This is a genomic window from Neorhizobium sp. NCHU2750 (assembly GCF_003597675.1).
Taxonomy (GTDB): domain Bacteria; phylum Pseudomonadota; class Alphaproteobacteria; order Rhizobiales; family Rhizobiaceae; genus Neorhizobium.
This window is the reverse complement of record NZ_CP030827.1, coordinates 1,885,941-1,900,770: the sequence shown is the minus strand read 5'-3', so window position 1 is coordinate 1,900,770 and position 14,830 is coordinate 1,885,941. Positions and strand designations below refer to the sequence as shown.

The 14,830-nt window shown below is 59.8% G+C and carries 13 protein-coding genes; 8 read left to right on the top strand and 5 right to left on the bottom strand.

Annotated features, from left to right (window positions below; translation table 11 throughout):
* The first annotated feature begins 196 nt into the window (after positions 1 to 196).
* Positions 197 to 1,450, top strand: a complete 1,254-nt coding sequence (gene tyrS / locus NCHU2750_RS09315; protein WP_119940181.1) for a tyrosine--tRNA ligase — start codon at positions 197 to 199, stop codon at positions 1,448 to 1,450.
* 86 nt (positions 1,451 to 1,536) lie between these two features.
* Here the strand turns inward: tyrS and NCHU2750_RS09310 are convergent, their stop codons facing one another.
* A complete protein-coding gene (locus NCHU2750_RS09310; protein WP_119940180.1) occupies positions 1,537 to 4,956 on the bottom strand; it encodes a YhdP family protein in 3,420 nt (1,139 codons plus the stop codon).
* Positions 4,957 to 5,069: 113 nt separating this feature from the next.
* Here NCHU2750_RS09310 and bcp point away from each other — a divergent pair, with 113 nt between their 5' ends.
* A complete protein-coding gene (gene bcp / locus NCHU2750_RS09305; RefSeq protein WP_119940179.1) occupies positions 5,070 to 5,537 on the top strand; it encodes a thioredoxin-dependent thiol peroxidase in 468 nt (155 codons plus the stop codon).
* A 67-nt stretch (positions 5,538 to 5,604) separates the two neighbouring features.
* Here the strand turns inward: bcp and NCHU2750_RS09300 are convergent, their stop codons facing one another.
* Complete coding sequence (locus NCHU2750_RS09300; RefSeq protein ID WP_119943152.1) at positions 5,605 to 6,225, bottom strand: TerC family protein; 621 nt, start codon at positions 6,223 to 6,225, stop codon at positions 5,605 to 5,607.
* 335 nt (positions 6,226 to 6,560) lie between these two features.
* Here NCHU2750_RS09300 and msuE point away from each other — a divergent pair, with 335 nt between their 5' ends.
* On the top strand, positions 6,561 to 7,109 hold the full coding sequence (gene msuE / locus NCHU2750_RS09295; RefSeq protein WP_119940178.1) for an FMN reductase: 549 nt from the start codon (positions 6,561 to 6,563) through the stop codon (positions 7,107 to 7,109).
* A 14-nt stretch (positions 7,110 to 7,123) separates the two neighbouring features.
* The gene (locus tag NCHU2750_RS09290) at positions 7,124 to 7,618 is read left to right on the top strand and encodes a heme-degrading domain-containing protein (RefSeq protein WP_119940177.1); all 495 of its coding nucleotides are present in this window, start codon (positions 7,124 to 7,126) and stop codon (positions 7,616 to 7,618) included.
* 8 nt (positions 7,619 to 7,626) lie between these two features.
* Here the strand turns inward: NCHU2750_RS09290 and NCHU2750_RS09285 are convergent, their stop codons facing one another.
* Positions 7,627 to 7,878: a GlsB/YeaQ/YmgE family stress response membrane protein gene (locus tag NCHU2750_RS09285; protein WP_119940176.1), complete on the bottom strand. Its 252-nt coding sequence runs from the start codon at positions 7,876 to 7,878 to the stop codon at positions 7,627 to 7,629.
* 160 nt (positions 7,879 to 8,038) lie between these two features.
* Between NCHU2750_RS09285 and NCHU2750_RS09280 the strand changes: the two genes are divergently transcribed.
* The 3 genes from NCHU2750_RS09280 (at position 8,039) to NCHU2750_RS09270 (ending at position 12,277) form a co-directional block, all read left to right on the top strand.
* Positions 8,039 to 10,558, top strand: coding sequence for a mechanosensitive ion channel family protein (locus tag NCHU2750_RS09280; protein ID WP_119940175.1), 2,520 nt, complete (start codon positions 8,039 to 8,041; stop codon positions 10,556 to 10,558).
* Positions 10,559 to 10,807: 249 nt separating this feature from the next.
* Positions 10,808 to 11,656: a response regulator gene (locus NCHU2750_RS09275; protein WP_119943150.1), complete on the top strand. Its 849-nt coding sequence runs from the start codon at positions 10,808 to 10,810 to the stop codon at positions 11,654 to 11,656.
* Between the two features lie 18 nt (positions 11,657 to 11,674).
* Positions 11,675 to 12,277 (top strand): GGDEF domain-containing protein, encoded by a 603-nt coding sequence (locus tag NCHU2750_RS09270; protein WP_119940174.1) that lies wholly within the window; start codon positions 11,675 to 11,677, stop codon positions 12,275 to 12,277.
* Between the two features lie 79 nt (positions 12,278 to 12,356).
* On the opposite strand, the gene NCHU2750_RS09265 is transcribed toward NCHU2750_RS09270, so the two are convergent.
* The gene (locus tag NCHU2750_RS09265) at positions 12,357 to 13,247 is read right to left on the bottom strand and encodes an SDR family oxidoreductase (RefSeq protein ID WP_119940173.1); all 891 of its coding nucleotides are present in this window, start codon (positions 13,245 to 13,247) and stop codon (positions 12,357 to 12,359) included.
* A gap of 139 nt (positions 13,248 to 13,386) precedes the next feature.
* On the opposite strand from NCHU2750_RS09265, the gene NCHU2750_RS09260 reads away from it, so the two are divergent.
* Positions 13,387 to 13,794 (top strand): winged helix-turn-helix transcriptional regulator, encoded by a 408-nt coding sequence (locus tag NCHU2750_RS09260; protein WP_119940172.1) that lies wholly within the window; start codon positions 13,387 to 13,389, stop codon positions 13,792 to 13,794.
* A gap of 103 nt (positions 13,795 to 13,897) precedes the next feature.
* Here the strand turns inward: NCHU2750_RS09260 and NCHU2750_RS09255 are convergent, their stop codons facing one another.
* Complete coding sequence (locus NCHU2750_RS09255; RefSeq protein WP_119940171.1) at positions 13,898 to 14,635, bottom strand: fumarylacetoacetate hydrolase family protein; 738 nt, start codon at positions 14,633 to 14,635, stop codon at positions 13,898 to 13,900.
* Between the last annotated feature and the right edge of the window lie 195 nt (positions 14,636 to 14,830).

Here is a 14,830-nt window from a genome sequence, read left to right as displayed (position 1 = left end):
TAAAGCTGAATCAAATCCAGTGCTTGCTTGCGGCAATTACACATCCTTAAGGTTAATGAACCCTTATTTGCCGAGGCGCTCATGTGACGGTTGGGGGAATGCGCTGCGACGGGGCAATCACTTTTGAAGTGATTATCGCGCGAAACGATGCTAGACGCGCGTCGCACAGTGCAAGACACATCCCCAGAGAGCAAAGATGTCCAGGTTCAAGTCCGATTTCCTTCGTACGCTCGACGAGCGCGGCTTCATTCACCAGATCTCCGACGAGGCAGGTCTCGACGAACTGTTCGCCAAGGAAATTGTGACCGCCTATATCGGCTATGACCCGACGGCGCCGTCACTGCATGCCGGCAGCCTGATCCAGATCATGATGCTGCACTGGATGCAGCAGACCGGACATCGGCCGATCTCGCTGATGGGCGGCGGGACCGGCATGGTCGGCGATCCGTCCTTCAAGGAAGAGTCGCGCCAGCTGATGACGCTCGAGACGATCGAGAGCAATATCGCCTCGATCAAGCGGGTGTTCTCAAGCTACCTGAATTACGGCGATGGCCCGAAGGACGCGTTGATGATCAACAACGCCGACTGGCTGCGCGGTCTCAACTATCTCGAATTCCTGCGCGATGTCGGCCGGCACTTCTCGGTCAACCGGATGCTGTCCTTCGACAGCGTCAAGACGCGTCTCGAGCGCGAGCAGTCTTTGTCCTTCCTCGAATTCAACTACATGATCCTGCAGGCCTATGACTTCGTCGAGCTTTCCAAGCGCTACGACGTGCGGCTGCAGATGGGTGGCTCCGACCAGTGGGGCAATATCGTCAACGGCATCGACCTCGGTCACCGGATGGGGACGCAGCAGCTCTATGCGCTGACCTCGCCGCTTCTGACCACGTCGTCGGGTGCCAAGATGGGCAAGTCTGCCAATGGTGCGGTCTGGCTCAACCCGGACATGCTGTCTGCCTATGATTTCTGGCAGTACTGGCGCAATACCGAGGATGCCGACGTATCGCGCTTCCTGAAGCTTTACACGACCTTGCCGATGGACGAGATCGCCCGGCTTTCGGCACTCGGTGGGGCTGAGATCAACGAGGTGAAGAAGATCCTGGCAACCGAAGTGACTGCCATGCTGCATGGTCGCGAGGCGGCAGAGCAGGCGGCGGAAACGGCGCGAAAGACTTTCGAGGAAGGTGCGCTTGCCGACAACCTGCCGTCGGTGGACGTTCCTGCCGCCGAACTCGAAGCCGGTATCGGCCTGCTGGCGCTGATCGTCAAAGCCGGTCTTGCCGCGTCTAACGGCGAAGCCCGCCGTCACGTGCAGGGTGGCGCAGTGCGCATCAACGATGCCGCCGTCTCCGACGAGCGCAAGGTGATCGGCACCGGCGAGGTGACGGGTGATGGCGTGATCAAGCTGTCGCTCGGCAAGAAGAAGCATATTCTGGTGCGTCCCGCCTGAGGGCATGACGAACAACTATTGACGAGACAAAAGCCGCTCGGAGCAATCCGGGCGGCTTTTTCACGCGGTGTTGGCCGTTGGCACTGTTACTGAAACTCGAAGATCTGGCGGAAGACGCCGGGAGCGATCAGCGACAGCGGGTTGACGGTCAGCCGCGGCTTTTCGAACGGCCCATCGAGCTTGAAGGTGATGCCCAAAAGCCCACGATCTCGGCCATTGCCGAGGATGGCGCCGATCAGCGGTAATTCGCCAAACAGGCGATTGAGGCCATAGGCCGGCATGAAGGTGCCGGTCATCGCCATTTTGCCGGCGGCATCGCGAACCGTGCCCTGGAAGGTCGCACCGATCTGCTCGCCGCGGACGATGCCGTTGTCGACCGCCAACGCACCGTCCTGATAGACGAGGGTCGCGAAAGCGCGCTGGAAACGGGCGGCGCTGACGTCGATATCGTTCTTGGTGGCGGTGTTCAGGCTTTCTCCGTCCCGGCCGACCGGGGCGGTGACGAGAGACTGCAGCCGCTTTTCGTTGACGAGCTGGAAGTTGCGGATGTCCATGGAGCCGGCCCAGTCGTTGCCGCGTGCCTTGAGCTTCAAGTTCAAAAGCCCGGCCTTCATGTTGTCATAGAGGTCGGTGAAGCGGGCAACAGCGCCGGCATCACCACTGGTGACCGAAATCGTGTCGCCGCGGGTCATCTGGCTGACCACCGCCTGGCCGCTGCCGGTCACCGCCGAAAGGTCGGCTCGGGTGACGGTGGAGCCGCGGACGGAGAAATTCAGAGACACATTCGAGAGGTGTTCATCGTTGAAGCCGACTGCCTGATCTACCTTGGCGCTCACCGTCGTTGTCGTGCCATCGCCGGAACTGCCACCCGCGCCATTGCTGCTACCGCTACCGGTCGTGCTGGCGCGCAAGTGGGTGATGACGGGGCGCACGTCGACGCTGGAGCCGCTTACGGCGATGTCATAGCTGCCCTTGCTCCGTTTGATGGTGACGCTGTAATCGTCGGCGGGCGAGAGCTGCACATGGGAGAAGGATGCCGTCGACAATTGGCCATTGGCCAACTGGAAATCTCCCTTGGCGCCGAACGTGTCGCCGCTCAACTGAAAGTTCTGGATGTTGAGATCCTTGATGTCGCCGGACGCGACATCAAACTGGGCCGTGGCGCCTATGCCGGAGCCTTTGGTCCAGCCGACACCCGGAATGGTCAGGGCCGCGCGGCTGAGATCGAGTTTGACCGACTGCCGCTTGTCGTCGAGGCGGGTCAGCTCCAGGCCGATCGAGCCATCGATCATGTCCGATAGTCCCGGCACCAGCTTGTCGCGCTGGGCATTGTTCAACGTCGCTTTAATCGTTCTTGCCCGTTTCACACCGGAATTCTGATCGACGGGCTCGACGATGGACAATTCGGCGGGGACGTCGTCGACCGTGCCGTTCGCGGTCAGGCGGGCTGCCTGATTGTCCACTGCCAGAAGGCCTGTCAGGGAGGCGATCTTGTGGCCTTCTACCGGCGGTGCGAGGCTGACACCCTGCAGTTGGATCTGAGCATTCCAGGTAGGCTTTGGCGGCTGCTGATCGTTGATCAGGCCAAATTTGGCCTGGATATCGGCCTGTGCATCGCCTGAAAAATCATCGGGCTTGAAATTGGTGCCCTTCAATGCGCGGATCGGTGCGAAATTGGCAAGTTCGGTAACGGCATCGGCGTGGCCGGCGATGTGGATCGACAGATCCGCCATCAATGGTTTGGCATAGGTGGACGGGATCGAGAAACGGCCGCCTTGAACCTGCACGACGCGTCCGGACGGGGCGTAGGAAGCGGCCTTGCTGACGTCGACCGTCATATTCTCGCCCTTGAGCGAAAACTGGCCGTCGAGATCACGCAGCGGCGGGATGTCACCGGGCAGGTTGAGGCGCGAATCGGTCAGGCCGAAACTGATCTGAAGCTCGTTGGCATCGAGCTCCATCGGAATTCCGGGACCCTTCATCCGTCCGGCAGGGATGAAGACTGCGAGCGTGCCATTCGACACGCTCCCGCCGAACATGTTCTGCAGCACCCAGTCGCGCGGCTTGCGCGCCATCCAGAACGGCCAGAACTGCTTGATGCCGGTGACCTGCATATGCGGTATCTGACCGCCGAAACTGATTTCGGGAGACTCGTTGCCGAAATGGACCTTGAGCGCCGCCGCCATCTGGCCGAGTGGGCTCATGAGGCCCATTTCGTCGAATTCGAGCTGGCGGTCCGCTGTCAGGTAACGTCCTGTTGCCTTGAGGTCGAAGATGCCCGGCTGTTCGCCGGGGGACGCGCTCACCGCCGTGCCGCCACTGATCAGCATGTCGAGGCCGAAGCCGAGCCGCTTGTCGTCAGGGTTCAATCTGTTCAGGTCGATCACAGCGCCGGTGAAGGGCAGGATGGTCGGGCCGAACTGGGCCTTCGACTTGAGGATTTCGATGGAATTCTTGTCGAAATCATAGGCGATATTGATCGTCGCGCCGCTGAAGGTCTGCTGGATGCCGTCGAAATAGAAATTGCCGGGCGAATTTGTCAGCGTGGCAGACATGGCCGGCTTTTGTGCATCGCCACGGGCGCGCGTGGCATTCATGTCGAAATCGACGGAGCTTTGCAATCCTTCGCGCGGCAGACCGTCCTCGGTTCGCTGCAGCAGGAAGGAAGTGACATCCAGACCCGAGAGATGGGCCGACAAGGCGGCGGTGACGCCATCCACGGTTTGAGAGGCGGCCGTGAGCTGCGCTTTGCGACCGTTGACGCTGACCGTTCCGTTAACGCCGATCTCGCCGGCGGCGTTGCGCGCCAGTTGGAGATCGTTGACGGTCAGGACATTGGGCTTGCGTCCCGGCGGGGCGGGCAGGACGATATCGATGCCGGAAAGGCGGATCGAGGCGGTGCCGGTACGCTCAATCAGGCCGCGGGCTTCATCGAGGCGCTGGAAAGCCTGTTCCAGCAGGTCAGGAACGGCATCCACGCGCACCTTGGAGAGGGCGATCGGGTCGCCTTCGGGCAGCTGAGCTGTTTCCAGGCGAATCGTCTGCGCCTCGATGCTGTTGATCGAGATGCGGCCGCTCAGGAGCGCCAGAGGATCGACGGCCATGCGAAGGGCACCCGCACGGCTCAAATGCTGGCCAGTCGCCCGCTCGACGACATCGACGTCACGCGCTTCGATGGCGATGCGCATGTCCGAATTGAAGCGGATTGCGGCCGAGCCGACGGTCGAGACGTAGCGCGGGCCAATGGCGTTGTTGAGCGCAGCCTGGGCGCGGCTGGTCAGGGTGCTGTCGATGACACCGCTTTCGATGGCAAAGAACCCGCTGCCGATCGCGATGACGAGAAGGATAGCCAAAAGCACGAGCGACTTGCAGATCCGCAGTGTTCTTGTCGTTTGAGGCGGACAATGGACGATGATCGGATCTTCGGCCTGTGCGGACGGGAGTTCGTGCAGAGGAACAATGTCCTGCTTACCGAAACTGACCTTCTCTCCCCGTATTTCCGCCATTCAGTGAAGAACTCGTCCTTTTCGCATCCAGCGCTGATCTGGACGCTTCGTCGGCCTGTATATACCCATTGTGACAACAGTCACTCAAGATACAGGCGAAAGAAAGGAAATCCATGGCAAACCTGACGACGGGCGAGGCCGCCCCCGATTTTACGCTGCCGGGAAATGGCGACAGGACGATTTCTCTTAGCGATTACAGCGGCAAGCCGCTGGTGCTCTATTTCTATCCGAAGGACGATACGAGCGCCTGCACGACCGAGGCGATTTCGTTTTCGCAGCTGCTTCCCGAATTCGAGAAGGCCGGTGCAGCCGTCGTCGGCATCTCCGCAGACAGCGTCAAGAAGCACGACAATTTCGTTCGCAAACGCGAGCTGACGGTGGCGCTTGGCGCGGATGAGGATACGGTCGTGTCGCAGGCCTATGGCGTGTGGAAGGAAAAGAGCATGTACGGCAAGACCTATATGGGGATCGAGCGGACGACGTTCCTGATCGACGCGGCCGGCAAGGTTGCGAAGGTCTGGCCGAAGGTCAAGGTTGCCGGGCATGCTGAGGATGTGCTGGCCGCGGTCAAGGCGCTTTAATCCGGACAGCGAAACGAAAAGCCCGGCGAACGAGGCGTTGCCGGGCTTTCTTGTTATCAGGCGGTGGTCATCGGGAGATGAGCGGCATGACCTCGACAAAGCCGTGATAAATCATGTTCAGCGCCACATAGACGATGATGATCAGGCCGAGATAGGCGATCCAGCGGAAGCGCGACAGAAGCTTGGCAACGAAATTGGCGGCAACGCCCATCAGCGCGATCGAGACGATCAGGCCGATGACGAGTACGGCCGAGTGATCCTGTGCGGCGCCGGCAACCGCCAGAACATTGTCGAGCGACATGGAGACGTCGGCGACGACGATCTGCATGGCGGCCTGGAAAAAGGTCTTCTCCTTGCCGCCTTTGAGGCCCGCGGCCGCTGCATCGTGCCCCGCGCTATCCGGATCCTCGCGAAGTTCGGTCCACATCTTCCAGCAGACCCAGCCGAGGAGAAGGCCACCGAGAAGCTGCAGGCCGACGATGCCGAGGAGATAGGTGGTGACGACGGCGAATATCAGCCGGAGTACGGTCGCGGCAGCAATGCCGAACAGGATGGCCTTCTGGCGCAGATGCGCAGGCAGGCCCGCAGCGGCCAGGCCGATGACGATCGCATTGTCTCCGGAAAGGACGAGATTGATTGCGATAACCTCAACGAGTGCGGCAAGGCCGGCAGTCGTGAACAATTCCATCATAAAGCGTAACCCTTGTACCCGTTTCCCCTTGCCGACGTGAGTGCGAGCAAGTCTCCCCCCGAATATTGCCGGGTCCTGTGAGGGATCCTGGCGGACGATATTCCGGAATTATTCCGCAAAAATCATCAAGGCAAGTCGTATACACGCAATATCAGGCATCGGCGGGCCAGTTGTCGTTATTGTATGCGTGCAGAGGTTGTCTTTTATGGAGCGGCGATCATGTCCTTGTGCGACGCATGCGTCAGCCGGGACCTCACGAACGCCTTTTCCCGCAGACTGCGAAATGCTACGTCGGACGGTGCATAGGGTAGCGGTCGCGCGTTCAGAGTAGGGTGGTTGAGTTGAAACTGGTGGGGTTTTCCGGAAGTTACGGTCGGCCGTCCAAGACGTCAGCGCTGGTCGCATATGTGGCGGAACTCGCCTGCGCCCGATATGGCCTAGAAAAGGCGGTTTATGATCTCGCCGATGTGGGCGATTCGCTCGGCGTGGCCAAAACGCAGTTCGACCTGGATCCGGCGGGCGCCGAGGTGATGTCGGCGGTGGTGGAGGCGGATCTGCTGGTCATCGGCTCGCCCACCTACAAGGGCAGCTATCCAGGCATGTTCAAGCATTTCATCGATTTGATCGACCCGCAGCAGTTGCGCGGCAAGCCTGTGCTGATCACCGCGACAGGCGGTGGAGAGCGCCATGCGCTGATGGTGGAACATCAGTTGCGACCGCTCTTCGGCTTCTTCATGGCCCATACGATTCCGACGGCCATCTATGCCTCGAATAACGATTTTTCGGGTCACGAGATTGCCTCGCCTGCCCTGCAAGAGCGGATCGGCTTTGCTGTCGACGAGTTGCAAGCCTTCGTCCACATGGGGCGGGGGCGCCGATAGTGAAAGGAGAGGGCATGTCATTCGACGAGGATATTGCGACGATTGCCGAACAGGAGCGTGTGCTCGTGTTCGATGAGTTCAACGCCGATACGGCCTGGGTCGTTGGCTCGCGGCTGAGGGCGGTTGCCGCCGAGCGCGGTCTTGCCGTTGCCATCGACATTACCTGTCATTCGATGCCGATGTTCTACTGCGCGCTTCCCGGCTCGACTGCGGACAATGCCCGCTGGGTACGCCGCAAGCGCAATGTTGTGATGAATTTCTTCCGCTCCAGCTACGGGATCGGTCGGCAGCTTGCGCGTGATGAAACGACGGTCCAGGCGAGATACGGATTGGCCGATGCCGATTATGCCACCCATGGGGGCAGCTTTCCGATCACCGTGAGCGGTACCGGATGTATCGGTGCGATAACCGTTTCGGGATTGCCGCAACGGGAGGATCACAATCTGGTTGTGTCGGTGCTTTGCGAGATCCTCGGGCGCGACGAACAGAAAATTGCCCTCGCGCCCTGAGGGGGGCGTCAGCGCCTGAACATGCGCGCCACGGCGATCAGGATGCAGGCGCCGATGAAGCCGGCGATGAGATAACCGATCCAGCCTCCGAGCACGACGCCGAAGACGCCGAGGATCGCATTGGCGACGATGGCGCCGACAATGCCGAGAATGATATTCATGAGGATGCCCATGTCGCTCTTCATGAATTTCTCGGCCAGCCATCCTGCAATGCCGCCGATGATGATCGCTGCTATCCAGCCGATCCCTGCCTGTTCCATGGCCTTACCCTTTCCATGAGTGAATTGATAAAATGCCGCGGGTAACGTTCCGAAATGTTCCAAGGTTCCCTGCCGGTTTATTAGAATTCGCAGTTTCCTTTTCTTCGCCGCGAACAGGCCCTACCTTTCGAGCCGATTCGATCAACAAGACGAGAGACCTGTGAAACTTTTCTCCCTCCTCGGCTCCTCCCTTGCCACATCCGTCGATGCCTGCAGGCCGCGTCTTGTGGTTGCGGCGTGCCTGATTATGCTCGGTGCCTCAGTGTCGGCGCAAGTGGCTTTTGCGCAGACCGCGATCCAGCCGGAAGCGGCATCGTCCTCATCTGCGCCACAGGCAGCACCCGCGCAGGATGCGAAGGCCGATGTCACCGCAGACTCGATCAATATAGAGATGAAGGACAAGCTGGACGGATTGCGCCAGCAGTTGAATACCTTCCAGCAGAATGTCGAATCGTCTTCCGATGACGATGCCAAGCTGGCGGATATCAGGGTCAAGGCCGAAGCCATTATCGGTGACATGCAGGCGGCGTCGGACGCGATGAAGGTTCGCGTCGAGCAGATCCAGAACCGGTTGACCAGTCTCGGAGAGCCCCCGGCGGCCGGACAGCCGGCCGAAGCTCCGGCCGTATCCGAGGAGCGCAGCCGGCTGCAGAACGAGCGATCGCAGCTCAACCTCATCGTCGGTGACGCGAGCAACCTGCAAAACAGCGCGACACAGTTGGCCAATTCGATTACCACGCTGCGCCGGGCCTTGTTTGCGCGTACACTTTTCCGGCATACCGAACTGAGCTCGGACCTGTTTTCAGAAGCGGGCGACGCCTTCGTCACGGAAGTCCACAATTTCAATGCGACGATCGGCAGCTGGCTGACTTTCGTCTGGCGCTTCAAGGCTCTGTCGCTGATGGGCGCGATCGCGCTGTCTATCGGCGCTGCGGTTCTCTTTTTCGCGGGCGGCTATCGCCTTTTCGGGCGTTTCGTCCGTCGCGTCGGCAGTGAGGATATCCCCTATATCAAGAGGCTGTCCTATACGTTCTGGTCGACCGTGCTGCAGACCGTCACATTCGCGGCCTTCCTGATCACGTCCTATCTCTTCCTCGAAGGCTTCAATGTCTTGCGGCCTGACGTGGCGCCGATCATCTCGACGTTGTTCGGCTTCCTCTGGCTGGTCCACTTCGTCTGGAAGCTCACCTATGCGGCGCTCGCTCCGCACGCGCCCGGCTGGCGGCTGGTCAAGATCACCGATGCAGGCGCACGCTTTCTCAGCATGACGATCATCGCCATGGCGGTGATCAACGGTCTCGATTACCTTCTCGGAGCGGTCAGCGAGGCGCTGAACTCGCCGGTGGTGTTGACAATCGCCAAGAGCCTGATTGCCTCGGTTCTGATCGGATTGATCCTGATCGCTATCTCGTTCATACGTCCGGTGATCGGAGACGGCGAGGATACGGCAGGACGAGGCCGACACTGGCCGCGTTCGTTTGCGCTGCTGTTCAGGGTCATGGGCGGCCTTCTGCTTCTGAGCGTCATGGCTGGTTATATCGGGTTGGCACGGTTCGCCTCGACGCAGATTGTCCTGACCGGTGCCATGATGGTGCTGATTTATATCGGGCTGCTGTCGGGCAAGGCCATTTCCAAGCGTGGCGCGTTCCATGACACGGGACTGGGGCTGCGGCTTGCCGAGCGCTATGGTTTCGGCGACGTGGGGCTTGACCAGACGGGCCTGTTCGTCGGGCTTGGGATCTATGTGATCGCACTCGCACTCGGCATCCCGCTGATCCTGATCACCTGGGGTTTCCAGATCACCGACATCCAGTCATGGATATTCAGCTTCTTTACCGAATTCCGCATCGGCAGCATCTCGATCTCGATCGTCGGGATTTTCGGCGGATTGCTGTTGTTTGCGGTCGGCTATGTCGTGACGCACTGGATCCAGAAGTGGATCGACGGGAACGTACTCGCCCGGAGCCATGTCGATATCGGCGTGCGAAACTCGGTCAAGACCGGTATCGGCTATCTTGGTATCGGTCTGGCGGCTATCATCGGCGTATCGGCGGCGGGGATCAATCTGTCGAACCTCGCACTGGTCGCGTCCGCCTTGTCGGTCGGTATCGGTTTCGGCCTGCAGAACATCGTGTCGAACTTTGTTTCCGGCCTCATTCTGCTTGTCGAGCGGCCCTTCAGGGTGGGCGACTATGTGGTGACGGGCACGACGGAGGGCACGGTCAAGCGCATTTCGGTGCGTGCAACCGAGATCGAAACCGCTCGTCAGCAGGCGATCATCGTTCCGAATTCTGACCTGATCAACGCTGCGGTCGGAAACTGGACGCTGAAGAACCGTATCCAGCGATCCGAGATCAAAGTGTCCGTCAGCTATGACAGCGATCCGGAACAGGTGATCTCGATTTTGCTTGATATCGTGGCAGAGGTGCCGGAGATCCTGCGAAATCCGGAGCCGCATGTAGAGTTCCTGGCGTTCGGCGGCTCGTCGCTCGATTTCGAACTACGTTTCCATCTGGCCGACATGTCCGACGGGTTGCGGGTGAGAAATGCCGTGAGGGTGGAGATCCTGAAGCGGTTCAAGGCACAGGGCGTCGAGATACCGTTCCCGCGCTCGGAAGTGGTTTTCCATCACGGTGCTCCAGTCCTTGCCGAAGAGCCCGACATGCGCGGCGGCGCCTGATTTGAAACGGGTGGAGGGGTGAGTGGCACCCCTCTGCTTCGTTCTCTCCAAATACTTCATGTTTAAAGTTTTACATTTGGGAATACTGTTTCATTAGCCATGGGACGCCACGATTTTTTGACCTAACCAGAAATGTGTGCCGCGGCGAGGGACGATTTGTCCTGAATTGACCTGTCCGATTAACGGTTCTGCAAATCGATTTAAGTAAAACGATTGCCGGGGCGTAATTTTTTGTTCGTAAGGGTCGATATGACATTCCTTGGCATTTCCGGGATGCAGTATTCCGGTGAAACACTTGGTCACTCGCGCATTCTGCTCGCCGAGGATTCCAACGTATTCACGTCGATGATCGGAATGAGGCTCAAGGAGCTGTTCGACATCGATGTGGAGATCTGCCGCAATTTCGAAGATCTGCAACTGGCCTATGACCGGTCGACCGATCCGATCACGCTGGCGATCTCCAACATCAATCTGCCGGGGGCGGAGAACGGCGAGGCGCTGGAATATCTGATCGATCTGTCTATCCCGACGATCGTCTTCACGGGCACCTTCCACCAGGAAACCCGCGACAAGCTTCTGACCAAGGACATCGTCGACTATATTCTCAAGGACAATGTGTTTGCCGTCGAAATGCTGGCGGAATCGGTCTGCAGGTTCCTGACCAATCACCGTCACCACGTGCTGATCGTCGATGACAGTCCGACGGCGCGGGCGCTGCTCTCGAGCCGCCTCAAGCGCTACAATTTCCGCGTCAGCACGGCGGAAAATGGTGCCAAGGCGCTGGAACTGCTGAAGGCGAACAAGGATATCAGCCTCGTCATCACCGACTACAACATGCCGGATATCGACGGTTTCGAGCTGACGCGGCGTATCCGCTCAGTGCGCGGCTCTCATGAGTTGCGCATCATCGGCGTCTCTTCGTCGTCGGACCGTCATCTGTCGGCACGCTTCCTGAAGGCCGGCGGCAACGACTTCATGCTGCGGCCGTTCATCGACGAGGAGTTCTACTGCCGGGTCAATCAAAACCTCGATACGCTGATCCAGATCCGTTCGATGCGATCGGTGCGCGGTATCGGCGATGTGAAAAACGTCGCGTAGTCGCAGTACAGGTGTAGCATGCCCTATATCGTTAGCCAGAAACGCCAGCGATCCGAGCCCAGCGATTTTGTCGTGCAGGCCGTGGTGGCGCCGCTTCCCGACAGGTTCGAGCCGAGGCTTCCATTTGAAGAGAAGCTTTTCTCGATCGAGGAATTTTATCGTGCCGGGGAGCCAACGGTCGCCGACTGTATCGAGAACGGCGAGCCTTGCAGTGTGGCCATCGTCGATATCGACCGGCTTTTCCGCATCTCCGAATCCTTTGGCGAGGAGTGTGCGGACGAGGTTCTTTCCGAGTTTGGCGCCAACCTCCTGCGCTTGGCATCGCAGCGAAACATGCATGTGGCGCATCTCGGGTTCGATCAGTTCGGGCTGCTGCTGGCTGGCCAGGATGGAGCACAGGCGACCGAGAATTTCGACCAGTTGCGGCAGGAGCTTGCCGCGCGCCCAATCGGGTGGAAGGGAGAGATGATCGGTTTGACCGTATCGATCGGCCTTGCTGACATCCATGGACCCGAGACATTCGACAATTATCTCAATGCTGCCGAGCAGTTCCTGTTCATGGCAAAGATGTCGGGGCGCAATCAGGTCGTTTCGGACCATACGTTCGGCGCAGTCAATTAAGCGCCGCGCGCGATATCAACGCCGGCGGAACGTGTTCGTTCGCCGGCGCTTCAGGTTTTCCACGGTCAGCAGACAGATATCAATGGCTGGCGAGCAGGGCGCTCTTCTGGCCTTCCAGATAGGCTGACAGCAGTTGCGGCTTGGCTCCGGTGAGGGTCTCGAAATCGCCCGTGACTAGGTCGAAATTGCCGGCGCGGATATTGGCATCGGCCGAGACCAGCATCTTTACGAGGAAATCGGGAAGGCCGGCAGAGGTCATGCCACCGGCCAGTTGTTCGTCGGTGAGTTGCACGACGGCGAGCGGCTTGCCGGCGGCCTTCGATACGAGAGCTGCAATCTCTTCCGCCCCAAGGGTTTCAGAGCCGGTGAGCGTCAGGGTGACGCTGCCGGCCAGTGGCTTGGCAAGGGCTGCGGCGGCGGCACGAGCGCAGTCATCGCGGCTGATATTTGAAACCTTGCCGGAGCCCATGGCCGTATACCACGTGCCAGTGGCCAGATTGTGCGGCATCGACATCAGATAATTGTCGTCATACCAGGCGTTGCGCAGGATGGTGTAGGGGATACCGGTCGCCTTGACCGCTTCCTCGGTGCCAAGATGATCCGAGGCGAACGAGACCAGCGATTTGTCCGGGTTGGGCATGGACGTGTAGAGAATGTGCTTTACGCCTGCCTTGGCTGCGGCTGCAACAGCCGCCTTGTGCTGCTTCAGACGGCCGCCGGGGGTGACGAGATCGTCGGTCGAGATGATCAGCAGCCGGTCAACGCCGGCAAAGGCTGCGGCAAGGCCGGCCTCATCGGCGAAATCCGCCTTGCGGGTTTCGATGCCCTTGGCGGCAAGGTCGGCAAGCTTCGACGGATCCCGGCTTGCGGCGATGACATCCGTGGTCGGGACCGCGGATGTCTCCAGAAGGTGATGGAGGACTGCGCGGCCAAGCTTGCCGGTAGCACCGGTGACGAGGAGTTTGGTCATGGTATTTCCCTTCGGGTATTGCCGTGTCTCGACGGCCTTGAATGCAAGTCTCAAAAAGAGACTATCTCTAGATTATGCATTGACCATCGACTGTAAAGGAGGCAGTTTTCAGGGACATGGTTACAGGAAGGGAACCGCCATGGTGGCCAAGGGTGCGGTACGGATGCTGAACGGCGAGGAATGCGACATGTCCGGCTGGGACATGAACAATTGCCCGGTGCGCGACGTGATCGACCGCATTGCGGGTAAATGGTCGACGCTTATTCTCGAGGCATTGGCGCAGCGGCCTTACCGGTTCAGCGAGCTTCGGCGGATGGTGCCGGATATTTCCCAAAGAATGCTGACCCAGACTTTGCGCGACTTGCAGCGCGACGGCTATATCGACCGGCAGGTGTTTCCGACCAAGCCGCCGAGCGTGGAATATCGGATGACGGAGCTTGGCCATTCGCTGTTTGCGCCCTTGTCGCGCGTGCTGGCCTGGGCGGCGGACAACCATCCGGCGGTCAAGGCTGCTCGGGCTCGCTACGACGAGAGTGAACTGGCGTAGAAGGCGGTGGGGCGTGTTGTCTCGGCCGGGCGAATCTCCCGGCCGAAAGCATGTTATCTGCGCAGGGCAGGAGATACCTGACCCTGCCGTCTTGCAGGGCGCGTCAGGCGAGTCGGAACACGATCGGTGCGAAGTCGCCAAGCTTGATCGAGACCTCACCCTTCGGCGGCGACATGAGCAGGGGGGAGAGCGATCCTGTCGTCACCAGAGATCCCTTGCGAAATCCTTCCGGAACCGTCCCTATGGCCGCCATGATCGGCGTCAGCGCATCGGTGAACGGATAGCGGGCGGTCTCGCTCTGGACGACTTTCCCATCGACAGAAAGGGTGACCGGCAGACCGGCGACATCCGGCTGGGCAGCCAGGGTCTCTTTGCCGATCACGTAGCCACCCGTCGTCATCAGGTCGGCGAGCCTTGCAAATGCGCTTGCTTTGTCCTTGTCCTTGAAGCGGGTGCCGAGAAGCTCCACGCCGACGACGAAGTGGTCAATTGCATCCAGAACCGCATCGACACCATCGGCAACAGTCTGTGCGGTAATGTCCTTGGAAAGACGGGCGGCAATCTCGATTTCCAGACCATCGACGGCGCGGCCGCCAAGCGTGATCGTTCCCTGTGTGTCGGCGACCATGGCGGACGGGATCGGCGAACTGGTGGCCACTCCGTCCGCGGGAAGGGCGACCTTGAAGACGGTCGGCGTGTCGCCCAGCGCGGCAAGGGTGTCATGTTGAACAGTGTAGGCCTGTTCCCGTGTCAGGTCGTGCAGACCGTCCGCGTCGACCAGAGCGGTCGGGTCGCGATGCGCCGCGGCGAGTTCGAGAGCAATTTTCTTGAGTTCAGCCAACCGAATCTTCCTTCCATGTTTCGCTCTTGCGCACATTCGTCTCGTGAACGGGCTGGACCGAGAGCGCTTGAGGCGCCACCGGCATTCATCACCTCTGCTGCAACGATCTGTGCCGCCTATGCCTATAGGGGGGATATGTCGGCGAGTCTTTGAAAAATTCGGTGACTGGCTCCGAGCCAGCGGATGCGGGAACCT